This is a genomic window from Paenibacillus taichungensis (genome assembly GCF_013359905.1).
Lineage (GTDB): Bacteria > Bacillota > Bacilli > Paenibacillales > Paenibacillaceae > Paenibacillus > Paenibacillus taichungensis.
Map to the genome: position 1 here is coordinate 417,719 of NZ_JABMCC010000112.1, position 23,844 is coordinate 441,562.

22 protein-coding genes are annotated in these 23,844 nt (G+C 46.2%); 4 read left to right on the plus strand and 18 right to left on the minus strand.

Annotation, left to right across the window (positions count from 1 at the left end):
- Nucleotides 1–54: 54 nt before the first annotated feature.
- The gene (locus HP548_RS17970) at nt 55–357 is read left to right on the plus strand and encodes a hypothetical protein (RefSeq protein WP_076289022.1); all 303 of its coding nucleotides are present in this window, start codon (nt 55–57) and stop codon (nt 355–357) included.
- Nucleotides 358–455: 98 nt separating this feature from the next.
- On the opposite strand, the gene HP548_RS17975 is transcribed toward HP548_RS17970, so the two are convergent.
- The 17 genes from HP548_RS17975 to HP548_RS18060 all read right to left on the minus strand — a co-directional run bounded on the left by HP548_RS17975 (nt 456) and on the right by HP548_RS18060 (nt 19,973).
- On the minus strand, nt 456–1,067 hold the full coding sequence (locus HP548_RS17975; protein WP_175382432.1) for an SMI1/KNR4 family protein: 612 nt from the start codon (nt 1,065–1,067) through the stop codon (nt 456–458).
- Nucleotides 1,068–1,083: 16 nt separating this feature from the next.
- The gene (locus tag HP548_RS17980; protein ID WP_175382433.1) at nt 1,084–1,368 is read right to left on the minus strand and encodes a hypothetical protein; all 285 of its coding nucleotides are present in this window, start codon (nt 1,366–1,368) and stop codon (nt 1,084–1,086) included.
- Nucleotides 1,369–1,413: 45 nt separating this feature from the next.
- The gene (locus tag HP548_RS17985) at nt 1,414–2,715 is read right to left on the minus strand and encodes a beta-propeller fold lactonase family protein (protein ID WP_099858354.1); all 1,302 of its coding nucleotides are present in this window, start codon (nt 2,713–2,715) and stop codon (nt 1,414–1,416) included.
- Nucleotides 2,716–2,718: 3 nt separating this feature from the next.
- A complete protein-coding gene (locus tag HP548_RS17990; RefSeq protein WP_175382434.1) occupies nt 2,719–3,471 on the minus strand; it encodes an SMI1/KNR4 family protein in 753 nt (250 codons plus the stop codon).
- 78 nt (nt 3,472–3,549) lie between these two features.
- Nucleotides 3,550–4,107: a hypothetical protein gene (locus tag HP548_RS17995; protein WP_099858356.1), complete on the minus strand. Its 558-nt coding sequence runs from the start codon at nt 4,105–4,107 to the stop codon at nt 3,550–3,552.
- On the minus strand, nt 4,107–4,757 hold the full coding sequence (locus tag HP548_RS18000; protein WP_175382435.1) for a hypothetical protein: 651 nt from the start codon (nt 4,755–4,757) through the stop codon (nt 4,107–4,109). Before HP548_RS18000 ends, HP548_RS17995 begins: the two co-directional genes overlap by 1 nt.
- Nucleotides 4,758–4,791: 34 nt before the next feature.
- A complete protein-coding gene (locus tag HP548_RS18005; RefSeq protein ID WP_175382508.1) occupies nt 4,792–5,400 on the minus strand; it encodes a hypothetical protein in 609 nt (202 codons plus the stop codon).
- 187 nt (nt 5,401–5,587) lie between these two features.
- Nucleotides 5,588–6,319, minus strand: a complete 732-nt coding sequence (locus tag HP548_RS33405; protein WP_246318105.1) for a ZIP family metal transporter — start codon at nt 6,317–6,319, stop codon at nt 5,588–5,590.
- 105 nt (nt 6,320–6,424) lie between these two features.
- A complete protein-coding gene (locus HP548_RS18020) occupies nt 6,425–8,374 on the minus strand; it encodes an ABC transporter permease (RefSeq protein ID WP_175382437.1) in 1,950 nt (649 codons plus the stop codon).
- On the minus strand, nt 8,349–9,119 hold the full coding sequence (locus HP548_RS18025; RefSeq protein ID WP_076289013.1) for an ABC transporter ATP-binding protein: 771 nt from the start codon (nt 9,117–9,119) through the stop codon (nt 8,349–8,351). Before HP548_RS18025 ends, HP548_RS18020 begins: the two co-directional genes overlap by 26 nt.
- Nucleotides 9,120–9,290: 171 nt before the next feature.
- Nucleotides 9,291–10,283: a sensor histidine kinase gene (locus HP548_RS18030; RefSeq protein WP_175382438.1), complete on the minus strand. Its 993-nt coding sequence runs from the start codon at nt 10,281–10,283 to the stop codon at nt 9,291–9,293.
- Entirely contained in the window at nt 10,280–10,993 is a 714-nt protein-coding gene (locus tag HP548_RS18035; protein WP_099858361.1) for a response regulator transcription factor, read from the minus strand. Before HP548_RS18035 ends, HP548_RS18030 begins: the two co-directional genes overlap by 4 nt.
- A gap of 81 nt (nt 10,994–11,074) precedes the next feature.
- A complete protein-coding gene (locus HP548_RS18040; RefSeq protein ID WP_175382439.1) occupies nt 11,075–12,178 on the minus strand; it encodes a diacylglycerol kinase catalytic domain-containing protein in 1,104 nt (367 codons plus the stop codon).
- The gene (locus HP548_RS18045; RefSeq protein WP_076289010.1) at nt 12,175–13,218 is read right to left on the minus strand and encodes an SPFH domain-containing protein; all 1,044 of its coding nucleotides are present in this window, start codon (nt 13,216–13,218) and stop codon (nt 12,175–12,177) included. Before HP548_RS18045 ends, HP548_RS18040 begins: the two co-directional genes overlap by 4 nt.
- A gap of 252 nt (nt 13,219–13,470) precedes the next feature.
- Complete coding sequence (locus HP548_RS18050) at nt 13,471–14,487, minus strand: iron-hydroxamate ABC transporter substrate-binding protein (RefSeq protein ID WP_175382440.1); 1,017 nt, start codon at nt 14,485–14,487, stop codon at nt 13,471–13,473.
- Between the two features lie 159 nt (nt 14,488–14,646).
- The gene (locus tag HP548_RS18055; protein WP_175382441.1) at nt 14,647–19,011 is read right to left on the minus strand and encodes a glycosyl hydrolase 53 family protein; all 4,365 of its coding nucleotides are present in this window, start codon (nt 19,009–19,011) and stop codon (nt 14,647–14,649) included.
- Nucleotides 19,012–19,253: 242 nt separating this feature from the next.
- Nucleotides 19,254–19,973 carry a YceI family protein gene (locus tag HP548_RS18060; RefSeq protein WP_076289007.1) on the minus strand — a complete coding sequence of 240 codons (720 nt, stop codon included), beginning with the start codon at nt 19,971–19,973 and terminating at the stop codon, nt 19,254–19,256.
- Between the two features lie 190 nt (nt 19,974–20,163).
- On the opposite strand from HP548_RS18060, the gene HP548_RS18065 reads away from it, so the two are divergent.
- Both HP548_RS18065 and HP548_RS18070 read left to right on the plus strand, forming a co-directional pair.
- The gene (locus HP548_RS18065; protein WP_175382442.1) at nt 20,164–20,850 is read left to right on the plus strand and encodes a response regulator transcription factor; all 687 of its coding nucleotides are present in this window, start codon (nt 20,164–20,166) and stop codon (nt 20,848–20,850) included.
- Nucleotides 20,835–22,298: a HAMP domain-containing sensor histidine kinase gene (locus HP548_RS18070; RefSeq protein WP_175382443.1), complete on the plus strand. Its 1,464-nt coding sequence runs from the start codon at nt 20,835–20,837 to the stop codon at nt 22,296–22,298. Before HP548_RS18065 ends, HP548_RS18070 begins: the two co-directional genes overlap by 16 nt.
- Before the next feature lie 162 nt (nt 22,299–22,460).
- On the opposite strand, the gene HP548_RS18075 is transcribed toward HP548_RS18070, so the two are convergent.
- Nucleotides 22,461–23,273: an AAA family ATPase gene (locus tag HP548_RS18075; RefSeq protein ID WP_175382444.1), complete on the minus strand. Its 813-nt coding sequence runs from the start codon at nt 23,271–23,273 to the stop codon at nt 22,461–22,463.
- A 365-nt stretch (nt 23,274–23,638) separates the two neighbouring features.
- Between HP548_RS18075 and HP548_RS18080 the strand changes: the two genes are divergently transcribed.
- Complete coding sequence (locus tag HP548_RS18080) at nt 23,639–23,791, plus strand: DUF1540 domain-containing protein (protein WP_072733378.1); 153 nt, start codon at nt 23,639–23,641, stop codon at nt 23,789–23,791.
- Nucleotides 23,792–23,844 lie beyond the last annotated feature (53 nt).

Genomic DNA, 23,844 nt, shown 5'->3' on the forward strand with positions numbered 1-23,844 from the left:
CATTGCATCGCAGCATAGGCTAATATCATCAATCAAACACTGGAGGCATGCATCATGGCATACGGACCTGGTTCAGTTCCTATCCCGCCAACTGCGGGTTATCCTTACCCTTATTATCCACCGCCACCCTATCCATACCCCTACCCTTATCCATATCCCTATCCACCCATCGTACCGTTTCCGCTGCCCTTTCCCATCGGACATATTGGAGGCCCAGGATGGCATGGCGGTTACCCGGGTGGTCCACACGGTCCATTCCCTGGAGGCGGCTATCCGGGCGGACCACATGGCGGAGGACCCGGGGGCCCTGGTGGACCTGGCGGAGGTTTCCACGGCCATCGTTTCTTCCAATGGTAAAATAGCAATGCAGGAGCTGCTACCGGCAGCTCCTGCATTGTTCAACTTTCTTTTAAAACATCCAATGATGTCCTTCTTTCGAACAGCATCCTGCCTGCTCAATACTCAATCTCATCCATAATCTTCAGATTACGGTTGGACACTTCCAGCAAGTCAGTAAACGTCTCAGATACATAATAGACAAAGTCCGGATCATGCACATACATAATCACTTGCCCGTAGGTTCCTTTCTCTGTCGGATCAAAATCAAGCATCAAATACAGGGAGCCTCCCGCCATCGTTGCAAAAGGAATCCACGCTTTATGGAATAAGAAGGGCTTAATCTCCGGGTCCAGTTCGCTGATCTCTTCGTCAGAATAGTACTCGTCCAATTTCTCATCTACTTCACAGAAGTATTGTTTGGTTTCCCGAATTTCCTGCAATGACATCAGATAAAACGGATTACATTCCTCTGCCTCCGCATCACCCGGATACAAGATATGAAATGCATAACCACTGCCATCCTTCCGCTTATAGAAGGCACGAAAATCCTCCGGCAACCGGACGCCATACTCCGTTTCAAATGCATTTAGACTTTCCTCAGAGACACCCTCCCGATGCTGGTATTCCTCGTATAACTGCCGAATTTCATCATCATGGATTTTTTCGTTCAGGAGCTCATTCAACGCATCAAACAAATCATTCCATTTTACATTAGCCTCAGGTGTCATACACACCCCTCCCTTTTCAACTCTTTTCAACAACCCGTTCCCGCACATATTCCTGATATCCCCAGAACGCTTCTTCTTCCCCTCCGTCTTCGATCAGCACCATAACAGCGTAGGAAAACAGATCCAGCCAACGTTCCATCAACGCGACCTGTGCATCTGATATCAATCGATTACTACGCAACATTCCTTCAGGCTCGACGGCCCAAGCACGTCCAAGGTGGGTGATTCCCCACAGTGAAACCATAACTTCACGATCCAGGATAGATTGCTTTAGTTCAGGAGCTGCTTCTTCACGGTTCATATCAACCTCCACCTTACCCAATCTGTGATCTTCAATCACTGGTGTTCACCAACGTAAAGGTTCTTCTCCACGCCATAACACGTAGCGCTCAATTTCACGGAGGGTGCCTGTGCCTATGCCATACTCATCCATCTGATCAGAGTGCAGATCAAGAATATGCAGCATGCCCCCGAACGTACCCACTGCAAGCTTTGACTGGTCAGGAGAGCTCGCCAAGGAATAGATGGTGCTGCCTACAAAATGTCTCCACACTTCCTGCCCATCACCATTCACACAATATAAATATCCGTATGCGTCACCAAGCACCATGCCTGCACCCAACTCCACTGCAGCGTAAACACGGGCATTCTCATCCATTACAGGCCAATCTTCCTTACTCTCATTACCATCGATCGTTTCCAGCTGAACTTGTATTGTAGCACCGTTATAAAAGTGACAGGCATTAAACCATACCTCTGAGCTGTCTGCAGTGAATACCGCATAATGAGGATAGCTGGATTCAGGATAAAGGGAATACGTCTTATTTTGTTTGCGATCCAGAACCATATGGTTACTGACCTGGCTGCCGTAGGCAATCCAGCGACCGTCACGTGAGACTGCTGCATGGCCCATATCAATCTGTGTATCTTCCAACTCATATTCTTCGATCTCTGCCGGATCCGGGTGCAGCAGGGATACCTGATCTTGGTCTACCAGGTAGATTCCATAATTGGAGAAGATAAGAACGGATTTCCCATCATTGAATGGAATAAGTCCTTCAAGTGTGCGTTCCGGATGCTCACAGTCAGCAAGGGATTCAATGCGTGGCAAAGCCTTCTGAATACTGGATTGAATATCTTCCCAGCGATACACCGCAAGCTCGTGTCCTTCTAGTTGACGATCTGGTTGTCTGATGATACGAATACCTTCCGATCCGGCCAGCGCATAATCTACACCATCTGACGAACAACCTGCGAAGGTATACTGAGAGAATGGCAACCATCCGTTTGGATCAGCCGTATATACACAGCCATTCTCCGTGAAGGTGCCGGTTGTGAATACTATTGTTTCTGTGTTCAGATAACCTACCACCCGAACAGCCTGCATGGCAGATTGAAAATGTTCGTTCATTGGCCATGTTGCAGCAGGCAGTTCAAGCCGGAGCCGTTCCAAATCCCCTTGAAGATTGGCTTGCTTCACCATCTCCCACACCTCAGTGCTGATCTGCGTTCTGGCATCCTCCGCGAGCTCCGATTCATCCAGTTGTTCTCCTGCCATGCCTCTGCGTACAAATGCATTGACATCTTTTGCGTATCGTTTGCCTTCATTACGCCATGTTTCCGCAATTTCTTCGTTTATCCAACTCAATGATTATTCCTCCACTCCGCCTCTGTCCATAACTGTACAGTGATGTGCCAGCAAAAATTGATCCAGATCATGATCCGTTGCACCTTCCATCCCGTGCATTTCTTCATAGAAAAGCGCAATTTCCCTGCCGTTCGCATAATTAAAACGTAAATATCCACCCATGGAGACCCTAAAAAGCTTACATGTATACTCATTTTCCATCACTGCATCCCACTTGAATTTACTTTTACACAAATCGGCCAGTTTTTTCATGGAGCCTTCACGCTCAACGTTAACCAAGTGGTAGAACGTATGGTTTCGCAGCTCGTTCCACGGTTCAAAATACGCCGGGGTCAGCGGTTTATCCTGATGGTAATATTCGCAATAGATCTGGTCCAGTGTCTCTCCAAAGTCTGCTTCAGAGCATGTCCACAGAATAATATGCTCATCATGACGCGGGAGCCACAACAATCCCTTCACATCTGGATGAATCGCCAGGAAATCACCATCCACCGAACTGCCGATACTGATGCACTCCTGAAGCTGATCCTGAGTAACTGGTGTATCCTCCGTGTGCATCCAAAAATCATATTCAGCAAAAGGCTTCAGTACCTCCTGATCCGGCCGCTGCACATTCATCCAGCCCGTATACGTGCCTTCCCCGTATTGTTCCAGCCATTGGCGATATGACGCAGGTAACGAGATGGAATGCTGTTCTTCAAAATGATCCAGTTCCTTAGCCGGTACGGGCTTCAACGCATGAGTTACTATATACATTCACAACATCTCCCTACGATCGTTTCGTTCAATTCACGATAGTTCATTCAATCGATAAGCAATTCAACCAGGTAAAGGCTAAGCCAATTCTTCCTGCACAATTTCGGTTAGTACACCCTTGCGGTTTACAATACTAATGGCAAATGCATCATAGCCGTCACGTTTCACCTGCTCAAAATCCATGCGCTCTCCCGTAATTAATTCGTAGGTTCCATCTTCATCTACATCTTCCCCGAACTCATCATCCCACGGCACGTTGTAAAAGGCAGATAGCTGTACTTCAAATATGTCTTCCCCTTCAACGTCCAGGTAGGGCCGTAACGGCCTGTTATTCAGGTCTTCCTCTGGATATGTCTCACACAACATCGCATCATAACCATGTTTGGCTGAATCGATGAGCAAGTAACGTTCCCCTGTTACGGTATGCTCTGCATATACAATGAGTGGTGTCGAATCATGCCAGGTTATCAGATCATCTTCGGTTAAGTCACCATAATAAAAGATATGGAACTTGTCATGTCCATCGCTCGTTTGCAACTTGCCTTTCCATTCGACTTCATGAGTCTGAACATCCGAAATCTCCCGAACCAAACCTTCCAAATATGTAGGTCCTTTATGTACACCAAATAAATTCATCATCTCGCCTCCGCTTTATTCATTCGAATGGTTACGACTTTATGTTCTTCATCTACATCCAGCTTCACATCGATGTCTAACTTATCATGGAACAAAGCCGTAACGTTGATATAAGGATCACGAGCAGCTTCGCTGCCTCCATTACTAGAACGACTCATCCCCTGATGAATGATGGATTGGACCAGTTGTCCATCCCCTTTCCCAGTATTTTGATAAGTATAAATCACCTCTTTGTCCTTATTATAAAAATTCAACACCGTTGTAAAATCTTTGGCATTGGTATATTGCTTTTCGGATTTTACATATTCATTTTCTGTGGATTGATAGCTCACTGTACCCGCCAGATAGGGATTATCTTCACTGGGTCGAACATCAAACTCCTGATAAGCGATGTGAAAAAGGTATTGAATATGATTCATATCTACACGGTAATATAACTGCCTGTTGTTTTCCTCCTTGTCCATGGCAGCGAAACTGTTAATGAGCGGCCAGGCTTCATAGGATTTGCCATTCACGTCGACAGCAAGAGCATAATCAGAGAGTACCTTCTCTTTTTGAAACACACCATACGTCTGTAAAATGAAATAGGCTGGAATGAGTAATACGCCTATTATCACTGCAAATATCATAATCTTTAAACGGAATTTCATGATCATCCTCCTTTACGACTCGCGTTCTGCTGGTTTATCCAGTCTTATGCTGAAGTTTGGTCAATGTGCGGACAACCAGCTCCCTGTTCTTGGCGTTCTTAATATAAGCGGGAATGGAATGTGAAGCCGTCTTCAAAGGTACATTTCCAGGTTTCACGCGCAAATCAGCCGAAATATATGAGATCAGATAGTTTAAATGCTCCCGATTAACAGCCCATACCACCTTACCTCTAACATAATCCAGAAAGTACAATTCCATATCAAACACAGGGTCGCGTCCATCCCGTATATCGGGATAACACCCTTGAAACGCTGGCTTTTTATGTAATTCGACATGATTAATAGTCCCACAGTGCGGGCATTCGATATGTGACGATTTGTGAGTTATCTTTTTCTCATCCGTCACTTCAACATTGAACCAGCGCTCACACCGGATGCAATTGTTCTTGGCATTGTACTGATATTCTGTCTCTTGAATTCCATGAGCATAACATTGCGAACATTTCCATGCTAGATGATCTTCTTCTAAGATGATAAAGGCGTGCCCGCTGCATTGTTTACATCTCACAACGACCTGCTCTCCCCGGCGAAGAACAGCGTAGAAGCTGTATTTATAAGCCCCTTCATCCTCGAAACGTTTCATTTTCAATCCCTGCCTTTCCCCTGCATGAAGGTAATCGCTAAAAGCAATCACTCAGCATTTCCCAGTTGTTCTACCTAAAATTATATGTAACTCCAGTGATTAGCACAAGAAAACACAACGTAAAAAAGAGTACCTTATTCCAGATCATTATCTGAAAGGTACTCTTCTCCCCATTTAACTCAAGGAATCAAAGATCAAGTAAAAGCGATACTAGCAATCCCATCGAAGCGATAAAACCTACTACCGGCCCACCTTCTTCGAACGCTTCCGGCATCATGGTGGAGCAGATCATTGCAATAATGCCTCCTCCGGCAAATGCCCCAATAGCCGCGGCCATCTCATCAGGAAGCTGCTCCAGGAACAGGTATCCTCCCAATGCTGCAAGTGCAGAGATGATCAGTACACCCAGCCACAAGAGAATAATCTTGGAGCGGGAGTATTTATTACGTTGAAGTCCAACCGTACTGGACAGACCCTCCGGAATATTACTCACAAAGATAGAAACAACCAACACCACACTGACACCGTTCCCGGCGAGTAGACTGGCCCCCAGCATGATTGATTCAGGAATAGCATCCATGACCGTCCCTGCAAAAATACCAAGTCCGCTCTGGCTGGAATCTCCCTTCCCGGCAATTTCCGAACGCTTGCGCCCTGCTCCCCCTTTACTGGAAATGAGCAAATCGAACAGCGTGTACACGACGGCCCCTGAGGTAAATCCAATGGCCGTCGGCACAATCCCCCCATCATTCAGGGCATCCCCAATTAATTCAAATGCGGCTGCACCAATCAGGGTCCCTGTACCAAAAGCCATGATCCAGCCAATAACTCGTTTCGGAATTTTCAGAAACAGCGCAGCAAGTGCTCCTATGACAACAGCCGAGGCGGAGATGCAGCCCCACATGAATGCAGTCCACATCCGGGATGACCCCTCTCATGTTCATATATGATCTATCACTCCATTAACCGGAGCATAGACAACAAAAACAGGGGACATGACCAGATTAATATAAAACCGCTAACTTTAAACCATCATTTTGCGTAGTGAAGATATATATCTTGAACGAATGACGAAGAAATAGAAGGTCTGTGCCAGCAAAAATGCACCAAACACGGTTAATACCGGAACAGTATAATTCGTGATACCGAATTCAGTTAGAAACGGCTTAACAACAACGAGCGTTTCAACAATTGAGATCAGGATTGGGAAGAAAAAGAGAACCGCGATCTGAATTGTGGATGATCGTTTCATCTCCTGAAAACTGAGACCCATTTTAGACAAGGAATGCACCATTTTCCCATCTGCCTCCAGATCCGTGTGCAGCCTGAAATAGAGAAAGCTGGCTGAGGAGATCGAGAAGATCAGTCCGATGAATATCCCCAAAAAGGTAAAGAGTGCCGTTGTCTGTCTGAATTCTTCGAAGTCAGCATATCGCGTCGTGAAAAAACCTGAAAAATCTTTATCATTAGAGTTATTTCTAATAATCTCATCCATGCCCTTCAGCCGATCACTTACCATCACTTCAGATGATTGCCGATCGGGCACCGATCCCCCCCATGAAGGGATATGATAAAGATATTTACCGGAAACAGCATCTTTGTCCAATGGTCCGGTAAGAGCTTTAAACTCTTCATCACTTACAATAACTAGGGCTGATGTATACAGAAGTCCGTTGAATTCCGGTTCATTTTCAGTATATTTAATGTCGAGTGTAACAGGCCCTGAATTCATATCCAGCGTTAACTGATCGCCCTTGGCATAGGAACGAAATCGTTCTTCATGTCGAGGCTTCTCCACATTGCGTGAATCAATGAATATACTGGAATGAGCTGAGAGCGTATAGGTCGGTTTGTTCTGGATTGTGTTGAACTGGTTGAAATCACTTAGAGACATCACACTGATGCCGCTATCATCCGTACTTGTCCAAAAATATTCCAGATAAGCATTCTGATATTGAAGACCGGCAGCGTCAAGAACCTCATTGACGGGTGCCATGTTAGGTTCTTCCGATGCACTGTACACGTTATAACGGATCGGAAAATGATTGTCTCTAAATACTTGTCGATTCTGTTGATCCAGCGACAAAATGACCACTGCACTCATGGAAGCAACCGCAATAACCACCGTCACCATAAACAGCATGCGTGCGTTATCTTTTATTTTGTAACTCATCTCAGAAATCCATAGCAAGCGTGTACCATGCCACACCCGTTTGCGGTTACGTTTCAACAGACGAATACCCAGCACGGAAAGCTGCGAGTAAAAAAAATACGTACCTGCAATGCCTGTCACAGCAGCGATCAGAATACTCTCACTCGACAAACTACCGTAAAGCGCAAGGAATCCCGTAGCCAGAAACGCAAGCCCGAGAATAGAGAATATCCAAGATGCTTTAGGTTCCTTCTTGGGTTTGCTCGAACCCGTAAGCAGCTCCAATGCTCGCTTATTCCCGATAAAGACCAATGTAAACAGGGAAATGCAAAAGAACAGTACTAAAAAAGCAATCACCGTAATCAACATGGCCTTCACAGGGAAATAAAAAGGCAGATCCTCCATACCGATAAATCGGGTGGTTAACATCAGGAACAGCTTGGATAATAACATGCCTCCACCTATTCCAGCCACAATGGACAGACATCCGATAAACATATTTTCCAGAATGACCAGCCTTCGAATCTGTCCTGGTTCTGCGCCCAAGATGGTTAGAATACCGAATTCCTTGTTCCGTGATTTCAGAAATGCACTAATGGAATACATAACAAAGAAGATCGCGAAAACGTATACGATGACGGAGGCAACCTGCATTCCCGCTGCCGTAGTCTTGCCAATCGGCAATTTCTCAACAAACGGATGATAGATAAACATTGCATACGCGAAGAATATCATGACCATGAATGCACTACTTAGGAAAAAGGCGATGTACGCTCGCCCGTTTCGGCGAATGTTATTAAAGGCGAACTGAGGAAAGCTCATGCGAATTCCCTCCCCAGAAGGATAATGTATCAATAATCCGTTGAAAGAACGTCTGGCGGTTATCTCCACGATGCACTTCGGCTGCGAGCTTGCCATCCTTGATAAACACAATCCGATGGCAATAACTTGCGGCAAGTGGATCATGCGTGACCAGCATAATCGTTGTTTTCTCTTGCTGGTTGATCTGTTCAAGCGATTCCATTACCGCTTGAGATGAGGTGGAGTCCAATGCACCAGTCGGCTCATCGGCCAGTACAATGGATGGCATATTAATCATGGCCCTGGCAATGGCTGTACGCTGCCGCTGTCCACCCGAGATTTCATAAATGCGTTTATCCAGAATATGATCAATTCCAAGGTGAGTGGTAATCCGATTGAGTCTGCTCTCCATCTCCTTCAGCTTGACTTTGTCCAGCGTCAAGGGGAGTACTATATTTTCAGCAACGGTCAAGGTATCGAGCAGATTAAAATCCTGAAATACAAACCCGAGTTCCCTGCGTCGGAACATGGCAAGTTCTTTCTTTTTCATATCAAACGGATTCATGCCATTAATCAGCACCTTGCCTGAACTTGGTTCATCAATGGTCGAGACCATATTGAGCAACGTCGTTTTTCCACTTCCCGATGGTCCCATAATCCCTACAAATTCACCCTGCTTGATGGTCAGATGAATATCACTAAGGGCTTGAGTCTGCACTTTGCCCTGATACACTTTGTTTAGTGCCGAAACTTGTAACATTTCCATGGTGTTTCCCCTCCAACTAAACTATGCTTTCTTTTCATATCCTTATCCTAAACGACCTCCTACAACCCTGCTATCGATTTACCTTAAACTTTCCTTACACAGCGTTTAAGGTTATGTTCCCCCTTCTTCCTATTCCATAAAAAAAGCACTTCGCCCATAGGCAAAGCACTTCTATTTTCGATTCATCCAGCTGAATCGGACCAATGTTCCTTCATCCGGTTTGGAGAACAATTCAATCTGGTTACCCAAACGTGCACTGATCTCACGGACCAGATATAGTCCCATCCCTGTAGATTCATGATACTGTCTTCCCCGCTCTCCGGTGAAGTAAGGATTAAACACACGTTGAATATCTTCAGCCGATATGCCGATACCCTGATCCTGAATATCTAATACGATTCGTTCTTCCTTCATATAGGCAGTAATCATAACTTTTTTACCTGCTTTGCTATCTGAGTAATTGACGGCATTGGTCAAAATCTGGGTTAACATGAACCGCAACCATTTGGAGTCACTATAAACTAGAAGTTCGTTGTCCATTTGGATATCCGGCGTAATTCCTCTGCGAATAAACAAACGTCGATTCTCAGCTACGCTGCTTCGAACCACCTCGGGTAGAGACAAAAGCTCTACGCGAAAATCCCCTTCGAACTGTTCCAGACGTGAAGAATGAAGTACCATTTCCAACCCTTTGCGCATTTTATCCAGCTCATCCTGTATACTGCCTGCAGTTTTATCATCATCCACATCTTCCAGGGTCAACTGAATAATGGACAAGGGTGTCTTCATCTGATGGACCCAACGATTCATGAATACAACCTGCTGCTCACTATGCATGCGCAATTGCCCCATCTCATGCTGACGGTTACGCTCCAGTTCATGCATCAATTCCTGTAAACAATTAGCCACAGGGGCATTACCAAGTGATTGGAAAGGCTCCTGTACCAGCCGTTGTGGCTGCTGGAGCACACGGTAATATGGATGAAGATGGAAATAACGTACGGTCAGATACACGAGCAATACCACTGTACTCAGAAACATGCCATAAAGTACAATCTTCATGGGGCGATCCTCACCTGAAAGCCAATATACACATGGGACAAGCAGCATCTGTAACAAATAAAATCCGATGAGGGGTAGCTGATCTCTTAAGAACAGTTTCATTGTCGGTCCTCTTGGACAGGTGACTCCAAATCAAGCAATCGGTAGCCCGCTCCGCGAACAGTTTCCAAAACCTCTTCAGCTCCCAGATCCTTCAGCTTGCGGCGAACACGAGTAATGTACACATTCAACGTATTATCATCAATAAAATGCTGATCTTCCCACATCAGTTCGAGCAAACGCTCACGGCCCACTACCCGGCCTGCCTTGGCCATCAGTGCCTCGACCAATACGGATTCCTTCTGTGTCAGCTCCACGGAACGACCATCGAACTCCAGTACATATCTTTCGGGGTACAGCAGCATAGAGCCATTTTTCACTTTCATTTCTGGTTGAACAGCTGCATACATCCCATATGCCCTACGCAGGTGACTACGAACTTTAGCAAGTACGACCTCATATTGAAAAGGCTTCGTAATATAATCATCCGCCCCATGCTCCAGCGCCATAACCTGATCCATGCCACTGTCACGAGCCGAAATAAATAGAATGGGACATATGGAATGCGAACGGATCTGTCTACACCAGTAGTAGCCATCAAATTGAGGCAGATTTACATCCATCAATACCAAATCCGGACCGAACTGCATGAATTCATCCAGAACATGACGGAAATCTGCCACAATCTGCACTTGAAAACCATTTCGGATCAGATATTCACCCAGCAATCCTGCGAGCTTGGCATCATCTTCAACCAGCAATATCGATTGCATCGTCAACCTTCTTTCCGTTCCCTGACATATCTTCTACATCTAGTTTACCATTCTAGTCAAAAACGGGTTGGAAATAAAGGATCAGACCACCAAACGTCCACGTTTCTCTGCTAAGCCAATGGTCGCCTCCACTCCGGAATTAAATTCGAGAAAGTCCTGTTCTACCCCGTCACTGAAAATAACACCGTCCTCCGGCATCTGGGAGACAATCTGCAAAGGCTGTTTTGGATGAATCTGTCCAAACACAAGATTGGCTGCAGTCGTCCGGCTAGGGAAGGGTTCACGTACAGTAAAATACAGATAAGGCGCATCCCAGCCAAAGTGATTCATGTCGCTCATGCTCCCCTGTGCAGATGCTGTCGCGGCGATATGTGCTTCTGAATAACCTTTCCCTCTAGGGTTCGAGTTTGAATGAGAGCTTCTGCTGTCTCTATCAGGGATGAACGCTTCACCCGATTGTATGTGCTGCCACGCTTCCGAGCCCACGACTCCAGCAGCACCTGCCAGCACACTTTTGAACCAGCCCGTCGATCCCATTCCCGTGGATACAATCACTCCGCTGGAGGATTGTTGTTCTACCGATGAACCCATGCGAACTTCATAACGAGCAGATACATGCGTCTTTCTACCAATGAACAGATCGTTGACGCCATAAAGATACTGCCCATCATTCAGCTCCACTTTGGCCAACGTCACTTCTTTCATGGAGCGGCGTTTACGAATAACATCAGGAATTATGAAGCTCAGATCCTCTACCGTAAATGGCAGCAATACCCCGTCCCAACGCATGGGGTCAGGATTCACACCAATGAGCGGCTGCTCGGTTACATACTTGAGCGTATTGGCAACAAGTCCATCCTGTCCGATTACTACCACAATGTCATGTGCTCCAAAAATAAAGTTGGGCACATGTTCCCGATCAATAGTCTGAATCCGGCCCAGTTGGCTGAGCTGCTGCTGGGCCTGCTTCACGGAATGATGATAACGTCTGTCCTCCTCCAGGTAATCACTGAAGTCTGCTCCCAGGCGTTCGATATAGAACTGGGCTTGTTGGACCGTGTTATAACGGACCACCAATTCTTCCAGCCTCGTTCTGCGTTTGACCAGAATCAACTTGTATTCGGTCATAGGTTCTCCTCCCGCAGTGTGTGCAGCTTCAGACTGGCTTGCCTTCCCAAGTCTCATCGTGCCCGACCTCCCTGCTGCTCTCTTGTCGGTGGATTCATCAATCCTTGCAGCAGATCAGGCGAAATGTTAAGCTGTCCAATTTTCCCGGCATTCTCAGCCAGCTCCTGGAATGCAAGGGCAATCAGTTTATCCGAGTTCATACCCATGTTAGCCATCGCCTGTAGCACGCTAGGCTCCACCTGTTGTAACGAGTTCATCACGGCAGCAATTTCATAGGCTTTGGCATCAGCTTCGGCATTCTGATTGGCAATCGTTAATTCTATAAGCTGTTGTTTCCGTTCCTCCATCGCCGTATTGAATTGAAGCTGTTCCTGTTCCATCTCATTCTGTTTCTGTTTCACTGAGCGCTCGGCATGTAATTGGGTTTCTCGAATCTGCTGTTTCTTCGTCTCAACGGCAATTTCCGTGTTTAGTTCGTTTTCCTTCACTTTCCGCTCCTGTTCAATGGATGCATTGCGACGTACATACAGCGCTTCGTCGGCTTGGCGTAAAATCTCTTCCCGCGCTTGTGCTTCCAGTGCACGCATCGTCTCTTTATTAGGCAAAATAGCCAGAATGGACAAACTCATCAGTTCTACGCCCAATTTCTCCAGTTCCTCACTCTGCACCACTTCCCGTTTCATGCTGCTGGCCAGCCGTTCACTCGATTGAATGGCTTCCTTCAGTGGCATTTGCTCCAGATGTTTTTTGGTCAGAACTTTGGCGGTCGTAATTACACGTTGATCCAACTTGCCAGGATCGTCGGAGATATATCTGTTTTTGCGCAAATTGTACGTGTAGTTCAAGCTTTGGGTGATTTTCATATAATCAACGATACGATAACTCAGTTGACCCTGAACCGTAACTGTTTGATAATCGGCTGTTATTTCTTCGAACATAAAGGGCACATCCACCGAAGATACAGGCAGAACCACCACCGATGTCGTCGGCTCATAATAGTAGAAAGACAAACCCACACCTTGACGTTGCACCTGCCCATTCTTCACTTTCATTACGTACTCACTGGGTTGAAACTTCACGAATCGGAATCCAAACATCGCTCATTCCCCATTCCTTAATATTGTCATTTTGATATTATCGAAATGATAACAAACGAATTAGATATTGTCAATATGACATTAACAACTTTTTTTTGCTTTTAATCAAAAAAAAGACCTACCTTAGGCAGAAGCCTTAAAGCAGGTCGATTTTCTATAATTATAGTCAGTAATGACAACTCATTATGGGTTAAGTTATGCGAGGCGCTAGCCTATATTAGAAGTCATCACCTCGTTAAACAACGTTCATCATTATTTGTTTTGTTCAGCGCTCTTCAAGATCAGATCAACAAACAAATCAATCTGGGCAGTAATGGCGATTGGATCATATCGATAGAATGTGTCAAAATCATTCTCGAAGAATCGGTGATTCTTCACCGCATCCAGCCCATTCCATACTTTGGACTGTTTGAATTCCTTCAGCGCTTCGCCTTTTTTCTCAGGATCGTACACCGTCATGAACATGTAATCAGTAGCATATTCAGGCAATACTTCGAGCGATAGCTGCACGGTCTGATTGTCTTTGCTCACTTTGCTCGGCATTTTCAGCTTCAAAGCATTGTATACAACTTGTCCGCCCCGGCCTGCGTTGTCGCCAAAGATCCACAGATCTCCTTTGTCCGTCAACTCGTATAATCCAACGGTCGTATTTTCGTCCACGATGCCTTTCAGCTTCTCGCGTCCTGCTGCCGCCTTTTTCTCATAATCGGCAATGAACGCCTTCGCCTGATCAGGTTGACCAATCAAATCACCAAATAGCTCCACGGTCTTGTAGATATCTGTCGCTGTACCATATGGGATATGCACAGTTGGTGCGATTTTGGACAGTTCCTCGTAGTTATCATCATACATGACAACGATCAAGTCAGGCTGTAATTCCAGCGTCTTCTCCACGTTCACCGGATAACCCACATCTGTGGTGTCTTTCAGCTTGTCCTTAATGAACGGGTTATCAAAGGCACTTGGCTCTACACCAATTAAGTTACCGCCTACAGACAGAATCTCGCCCCCGTAGTAATCGGTCACGATGCGTTTCGGGTGTGCAGGAATGGTAACCGTCCCTTTATCCGTCTCATATTCACGTGTTTCACTTTCCGCTGATTCATTCTGAGCTGTATCGGTTCCAGTGGATTCCTGATTCTCAGTCGTCTGTCCTGAGCCGCTCCCCGTTTCATCCGTTGTCTTTCCTGCATTTCCGCAACCCGCAAGAACTAGCGTAAACACAATAAATAACGTGCAAATGGAAAGAATCGATTTGGATTTAAACATAAACATGATGCCCCCTATAATTCAACACTTTTATGATAATGGTAATCATTATCATTGGAATCATAGCAGAATTGATTACTAACTGTCTACCATTTTAATTGAAGTCCATAAATATAGGGATCGAGTCAGAAAGACCCGATCCCTATATCATATATACACTTAAAATTTATAAATCTGCTCCATCATTCTGGCTACAGCGACTGCACCCTGTGCACGATTAGCATGCAGTTTAGGCGCAAACGAGCCATCTGCCATTCCTTTAAGCAGGCCTTGCTCCTGCATCGCTGCAACAGCTTGTTTTGCATATTCAGCGATATCTGCGTTGTCATTAAATGTGGTGCTGTTGGTTGTTGTATCAACGGTTGTACTGGTGTTCTGCTTCATGACCTGTACCGCACGGTTTAACATTACCGCCATGTCCTCACGGGTAATACGTTCATTTGCTGCAAACGAACCGTCTGCTCGGCCTTGCACGATTCCCATCTCCAAACCAAGACGTACGGAATCTGAATACCACTGATCATTCTTCACATCCATTGGAGCTGAAGTGGATGTATCCGGCAAACGTGATTCGCCAATCCCCTTCATGATCATTTGCAGAAATTGTGCACGTGTCAGTTCTGCTTGCGGACTGAATCGGGTATCTGTCATGCCTGAAATGATTCCTTTTCCATACAGATTCTGAATCTCTTTAATGGCCCAGGAGTAGGATTGCAAATCATTCAACGGCACCTGCACTTCAGTAATCACGAAACGGCCTGATTGAAGCGGCTTGAAAGCAAGACTTTGGGTCATTTCATCATATTGAGTAAAGGTTACCGGTTTCATTTCACCATTTGGCAAAAGGGATTGGATAGCCAGCACATTGTCTTCTGCATTTGAATTTTGCACATTAGACATCGCTATTTCAATGGATCTGTCAGTCCACTGTAACAGCTGTCCGTTTAACAAGAGATCCACGCTGACCACCACGTTGCGGTTACCGATGGCTTCCTGTTGCGCTTCAGACAGATTGGCTGTGGAGTCTTCGGTTAGAATGACATCCATTGTATCCCCATCTTCATTACGAGCATCCTTCAATAAATTTAACGGGATACGGACAGATGTCTGTTTCATGACGAGCTCCAGCGACTGTAATGCCTGAGTACGTGCCCATTCCTGAAGTTGATTTGCATTGAGCTGGAAGGTCACAGCCTTTGTATCCTTGGGAACATCTGCAATCAAGGTTAGCTTTTTGCTGCCTGCTCCCATTCCTTCAATCATTTGAGACAACTGTTTCATCTCAGGTTGAATCACATAGGTGCCCGCTCCGGTACTTGTCCCTTTGAATGTAATGGAACCACTTTCTCCTGGATTACCGGATTCGACAGGTGGCGTTACAGGAGGATTGCCGGAATTCTGGGATGATCCAGGCGTGGAAGGCTGTGCAGGTTGACCTGGCTGTGATGGCTGACCCGGGGTCAGCTCTTGCCGTACAAGCTGACTAACCGCCTCTTTCAATGCGTTATCCGCAGCACTGATTTCCTGTGCGCTGGCTTCTGCATCATCCATAAGCACATGAGCAAACGACAATGCCTGTGCAAACACATTCCAGCTTGCGGCCGTGTAATTACTTTGATGCAGCTTCGCAGCGGAATTCACTGTAGTCTCCATGGCAGATTTGTCAGCCGGGAACATGCCATAAGCTTCAAAATCCATAAAGCCTACCCACTGAGAACCAGCGGTAATGGTCAGTTTAATATAACGTGCCTCCGTACCTGCGGGCAGGATGTGTCTTGGACTGGTGGATACAACCACATCACTTGTTGTATCCACGACTTTGACAAAGTTCTTGTTATCGTTGGATACTTCGATCTTGTATTTAATGCCTCCACTCCACATGGACATTTCCAGCTTACGGATCACAGCGGTCGCCCCCAGATCCACTTGCCACCAACTATCCACACTTTGGTCTGTTCCCCATGAAGTAGTGGGGTCACTGTCAATCGCTCCCCCAGGCGAGTTGTCTTTTCCACCACCAGTACCGGCACTGCTTGATGCGGTAGCTGTTTTACCTGTTGTTAATGCCTCCAGCAAAACAAGGTTGTTATGGGCTTTCTGAAGTATTGTCAGAGCCTCCTGCACTTCCGATTGTATGGCATCCTGCTTGTCTCTGACCGTGATTGCCGATAACAATGCCGCTTTCAGGTTTGCCCAGCTTCGCTGAGTATACGAAGATTCGGTCAGCTGCTGGATTTCACCGATAAACTGTGTCAGCTCCGTTTTGTCTACGTTGGACAACCCATGGATGGCTGCTTCCACTTGTTTTGCTGCTGTATTCACTTCGGTCTGGGTGGCTCTTGGATCTATCATAACCTGTTCTGCACGAGTAAGAGCCTTGGTCAGAACAGCCCATGTTGCAGCAGACCAATCTGCTTGTTTATATGTTTTGGCTTCGGCAATGATTGCCTCGAGACCGTTCCGATTCGCCGCTATAACATCAAGCTGCTGCATAACCTCATGAAGAGCGGCAGTCGCAGCGTCCGTATCCTGTTGGGTTATACCACCAGATGTATAAGCCAATTTGTACGTATTCTCAGCTGCTGCAATGGCTGGAGCGAGTGTGGTCCAGCTTTCAGATGTAAAATCACTGGATTCCAGCGCCTTTGCACGTGTAATCGCTGCCGACAGCTCTTTCCGATCTGCGGGCAGATTGTCCAGGCCGCGTTTGTACACATCCAGCGATGGCAGGGCACGCCCTTCATACGAGTAACCGCCATTCGCCGGATATTCGTCATAATCGAACATGGCGTGATTCTCCCATGCGTCTCCCTCGGAAGCAATCCAGCCTACATTGGCCGCAATCCATGCAGGCTCCCAATAGAAGAACCCCGCTCCCTTCTGATTTGGAACTTGTGAGATCATGTCCATAATGCCTGCAATCGCATCATATTGTCCCTGCACAGTTGCCGGGAAGGTAGCACCTCCCACATTCAGCGTTTCCGGATTGCCAATAATATTGCCGTGAGCGTCCCCGTTTTTATACGAGAAAGGGTAGGACGTCTCAGCGATAATGACTTCTTTTCCATATTTCGCGGATACCTCATTCATCGTTTTGCGCACATCTGCGAATGTTCCGTGCCAGAATGGATAATAGGAAAGGCCGATAATATCGTACTCCAAATGACGTTTCTGCAATTCACCGAAGTACCAGTCAAATGTATCGGCTTTCCCCCCTTCAGCCAGATGGATCATGATTTGAACCTGATCTCCGCCTTGGATACTTCGAACGCCATCCACTCCTCGCTGAAGTAAGGCAACGTTCTCATCAAAGTCGACATTACTCTTCAATCCGTTTAACACGCCGCTGTTGATTTCGTTACCGATCTGTACCATATCGGGCATCGCGCCCGCATTCTTCATCTCGCTTACCACTTCACGCGTGTAATCATATACAGCGGTCTTCAGTTCATCAAATGAAAGGTTTTCCCAGGCCTTCGGACGAAGCTGTTGACCGGGATGCGCCCATTCATCGGAATAATGGAAGTCGAGCAGGATCTTCATGCCTTTCTCTTTTACCCGCTGGGCCAGACGAATCACATCTTCTTTGTCGTTGTACCCATTGGATTTCTGTGGATCATTCCACAGTCGAAGCCGCACATAGTTCACGCCACGATCTTTGAGAATATCGAGCAGATCGCGTTCTGCTCCATTGCTGTCCAGATAATAACCTCCATTATCCTCAATGGCTGTTAACGTGGAAATATCCACCCCTCTGATAAAATCACTGCGATATCCTTCTACCGTAACGGTAGCTTCAGGTTGAATGGGAGCCCCATATACATCACCCGTAACGGTAAAGCTGCCTGCTGATGCATATTGTGAAGGGGCAACTTCCTCCCATGCCACCGGGACAAGGCCCGATTTCCCGTTCTGGTAATGTGCCATGACTTTTGCTGGCAGAACAGGAGCAGTACGACTTACGGTAGACACGTTGACTGGATCATATTTCACGATGTCTGCCGGGTTCCGTACCTCTTCCTCTCCCCAGATTTGAAACTCGGAAATGCCAGGCCACCAGTCGGTACCAGCATAATAAGGAATCGTGACCTTCACATACTGAACCGCATCTGCCTGAAAATCCAGATTGACCTGTGATTCCGCTTTATCGTTGGCAGAGTGATCTGCCACAGATGTCCATGTATTTCCGTCCTCAGAAACTTCAACCAAAAACTTCACAACCTCGTTTTCATCCTTCCACTTTAGTTCCGCACCGGAAAGGTTGTATGAAGCCCCCAAGTTTACCGTCAGCCAATGCGGTTGATCTACTGAAGTAGGACTGTCCGCACTCCATTTTGTATTTCCATTGCCATCCACCGCTTTTTCTTTATAGCCCTCCCATTGTAGATCTTCTGAACTGACCGTAACCGCCTTATTCAGCGCAACGTTTACTTTCGCCGCTGCCGCTGCGGGCCGAACTACCAGACCCAAATCACAGAACAACATCAGTAATACGAGACAGCCGCTTATGTATCTTTTGTGCACGCTTGATCTCCCCCTTATCATTTGTTTGGTCACCTTTGAACAATGAATGTTGTAAATCATTATCATTGTAAGCGCTTTACATCAAACGAGGACACGGTATTATGCCAAGGAAACAGCAGTTATTTTAACACATCGAATGGTAATTCCTTGCTCACTGTGGATCGATTCCCATTCCTAACAAAAAAAATCTGTCCCTCTGTCTGATTAGGCAGATTGGAACAGATTTTAGCCATACTATATGCTTACTTGCTGAGCTTCAGCTCCAGTTGAACCTGAATGTCATTTTCAGTAGAAAGGACCACCGAATGTGGATTCTCCATACCAAAATCTTCAAAGGTAACCATCGTTGTGGCGGACAACAACACCTGATCATTTTCGTAAGCAGCTTTTACGTCAAACGTAACCTCTTTCTCAATCCCTTTTACCGTTAGGGTTCCGTTCATTTTAAAGTCTACGGTCTGCCCTGCCGGCCATTCCGTTGGTACACCTTCAAATGAGGTAGCCGTAAATGCAGCTTGTGGATGGGTGGAAACATCGAAGAAATCAGCTTCTTTCACATGTCCATCCCGCTGGCTATTGCCTGAATCAATGTCACTCATCTCGATCTGTCCATCCGCTTTCATCTGGGACGCATCGTCTACATTAAGAGTCAAGTTACCACTAACCTGCTCGTCCGCAAAATTGACCGTCTCCCGGGATGTCGTTACCGAAAAATATACTTTCGAACCTTCGCTGATGCTCCAGTCTCCATTCAATTGCTCTGCTCCCGCTGCAACGTTGGAAACGCTTGTACCGCTATCCGATCCGGCTTCCGTTGTGGAAGCTGCAGTGCTGGCAGGCAGCACCTGTTCAATCTCAACATTGTTGCCCAGGTAACTGTTCGCGAAATAGTACCCTCCGCCCCCAAGAATGACGATTGCTGCCGCTCCTGAGATCATCCATGTTTTTGTCTTCTTATTCATCTCTATTTCCTCCAATGGGTAACTGTATAAGTTGGTTATTTATCAGCATCTTACCAGCCCAATGTGTCAGGATGACGTCAAGAAATGATGTGCAACGCATTTTTTTCTGAAAATAATTGCCTCATTGGCATTGTGCTTCCGCTCATGTAAAATCAGTACACAAGCTTCTGAAGTGAAAGGAGACACCTTCTTGAAATCCATACTTATCGTCGAAGATGAACAAGCCATTGCCCGTGTGCTGGCTGCCTATCTTCGAAAAGCGGGATTCGACGTTCGTCATGCAGCGGATGGCCCCACCGCCCTAACTTTATTTGATTCGGATGTGCCTTCCTTGGTATTGCTGGATGTGATGCTGCCCGGAATGGACGGTTGGGATCTGCTACGAATCATCCGCCAAAAAAGTGCTTGTCCCGTCATCATGTTAACAGCACTGGATGATATTCAGGACCGTCTTAATGGGCTGAATGCCGGTGCTGACGATTATATGAGCAAACCCTTTGTGCCTGAGGAAGTGGTCGCCAGAGTCAATGCTGTGCTTCGCCGCAATCCACACTGGACAGCTGAAGGTGAAGGCAAACGTTATTTTGGTAATCTGGTCATTGATCTGGCTGCCAAACAGGTACTTTTGAACGGTGCCGAGGTTGCACTCACACCACGTGATTTGTCACTGCTCCTGTTTCTATCAGAATACCCCAACCGCACATTCACCCGGGACCATCTGATTGAACAGGTATGGGGCATGGATTATGACGGAAGTGACCGGGCTGTGGACCTGTCGATCAAACGGCTGCGTCAGGCGTTATCCCACTGGCTGCCTGAAATGGGAGAAATCCGGACTTTACGGGGAATGGGGTATCAATTTTGGATCGCCAACTAAAACGAAATACAACCAAACGTAAAACATCCATTCTGTCCTACTGGACGCTTCGATATTTTCTAATCCTCTGCATTGGTTTCACCATTATTGTTGCAGGGGCACTTTACTGGATCAGAACTACTTCCATTGAAAAAGGTCTCAAAACGGCCCAGCTGCTAGGGTTGGAAATTGCCGAAAAGGTAACGGGAGCGGAAAACAAACTCCATATTCCCCCGGATCTCGACAGGCTCGTGGACAAGCGAACCAAGCTTTTCAATACAGATAATTACTTTTGTATTATGGTGCTTGACAACAATAATCAATTGATCTATTCCAAACCAAAAATGACGCAGCAAGATGTATATAATCGGCTGTCTGATGACCTACGCGAACCAAGAAACAAAAAATTCGCCGGGGTGACGGTCAACGTCACAGATGACGATCAGACACTCGGTAAAGTGTGGGTCATGCAGTCCAAAAAGTCCATTGCATACAATCCGGAAACGATGCTTGTGGTATGCATCCTGTTCGTGGCTTTAATTCTGTGTGGTTGGTTTACAATCTACCTCCTGTCCCGCAAGCTCTCCAGGCCTATTCGTCAAGTCGCCCATGCCGCAGAGCAGATTCGAAACGGAAACTATGAAGTCAATTTGGATCTGAACACACGAGAACGGGAGATGAATGAACTCGTTGAATCTTTTCGCGAGATGTCTATCCGTTTGCAGCAATTGGAGGAATGGCGTGCCCTGTCACTTGCTGGGGTAACCCATGAATTGAAAACACCGGTAACGTCCATTAAAGGACTCGTGATGGCTGTCCGGGACGATATTGTCAGTCCGGAGGAAGCGAAGGAATTCCTGGACATCGCACTCAAAGAATCGGAACGAATGGAACGTATGGTCGCTGACCTGCTGGATTACAATGCGATGAGCGCTGGAAGTGTTGCTGTTCGTCGGGAACGCATAGATCTGAATTTGCTGGTGGGTGAAATTATGTATCAGTGGAAAATCGCTTATGAGGACAAGTCTCCCGAGATTGAATTGCACACACCTTCGGGTACGCTCTATACCATCGGTGATGCCCTTCGCATTCAGCAGATTATTGTCAACCTGCTCAATAATGGACTGCAAGCTGCCGCTTCCGATCAAGCTGCCGTCTTTCATATCCGTTTGCGCGCTGAGGCGGACAACTTGTTTGTTGATGTGCAGGATAACGGTACGGGTATCACTAAAGAAGATCAACCCAAGATCTTCGAACGTTTCTACCGTGGTGAGATCAAAAAACGCCGTACCCGCGGGTTAGGTCTGGGACTAACCTATAGCCGCTTGCTTGCTCGAGCTCAGGAAGGGGATTTATCCCTGACCTCCAGCAGTCCTGAAGGCAGCCTTTTCACCTTAACTTTGCCACGATGGTCTGGTCCTGAAAAAACAGAGATAGAACCATCTTACCGCGCAACGGCTAACGCGTAGCAGGACACGATGTCTGCATCTTATAAACGGGCTTTCTTCATCTGCCAAAGAACCAAGAACAAACGGCCCATGTAAATGCTGAAATATCGAATAGCCCGACATTCCTTCATAGGAACCGGGCTATTCATAATGTGACAGTAGTCGGTGATATTCATATACAAGCTAAGTGGTCAGTACTCGCGGCATATATTCTGCATACGCGTCATTAATGAACTGCTCATGTAATCGACTGCTGGCAATAATGGCTTTCCGCTTGGCTTTTAAAACAATCTGCTCCACATCCGCATAACTGCATCCTGTGAGGCGTTCACACATGAATTCTTCCAGTCGGCTCTCCTGCTCAAACTGCCCCATCAGCTTGTTAATATATAATCTACGGCTCGAGTCATCCGGCATCCCATAAGTCATTTTGGTATCAAATCGCCGCCATATCGCATGATCCAGCTGTGTCTCCAGATTCGTAGCGGCAACCAGAATGCTGTCACCATCGAATTCATCAAGACACTGCAACAATGTATTGACGACACGAGCCATTTCTTTAACCTCATCATTACTTTCACGTGTACGACCTACGGCATCAAATTCATCTAGAAATAGCACACAGGGGTTAGCCCGTGCATATTCGAATAGTTTACGGACATTGCTTCCCGTCTCCCCTAGATGGCTATGAATAATGGCATCGAGTCTCACAAGAACCAGCGGAAGCTGAAGTCGGTGTGCAAGATGGAAAGCAGTTAGTGTTTTGCCTGTTCCCGGAGGACCAAACATCACCATTTTGTTCGGCATTGGCACATCATGTTCTGCAAACTGATCTTTCATACCGAGAATGGTAATAAACTCCCCCACCACCCGTTCATTGTCAGCGGAGAATACAATATGCTTTGCCTTGCGTCCACACTCTTTCGGTGAATAAAAAGCGGCCATATCGATGCCTTTAGCTCGGGGTATCCGATTTATATGGTTGGTTTTGCTCATCGTTGATCGTTCTCCTTCTTCTATGTCTCAAGGGATCATCCAAGTTAAATACTGTCGATGCAATCTCATTCATAAGTTAATGATCTTTTAATAGTAATTATTACTATTAAATCATAACATAATATGGCCTCTTTGCAAAGTTTATGTGACTTGTCCATCATTTTGCGTAAGGTCTCGTCCAACTTGTTGCAAGCGGCAGTAAAATTTGCTATTCTAAATATGCATCGTTGTGTATAACGCAAAAAAGCCCTCTATTTACTCGAGAGAGCACAAATTTTTTCCAGATTTGCAAGCGGCAACTTGCCAATTCCGGATGTTATTTTTATACCAACGAATGTAATCCAATCAAAGTGAGGTTATCAATCATGGCAAAAGACGTATTATGTGAGGTTAATTCTTGTCGTCACTGGGCTCAAGAGAACAAATGCAACGCATCTTCAATCTACATCGTGAGTCACAGTTCCAAAAAAGTAAGTGAATCCGCTGAAACGGATTGCAAAACATTTGAAGTAAAATAAAATTCAAATGGTACAAGTTAAAGGAGCCCTCGCGGTTCCTTTTTCTTTTTCTA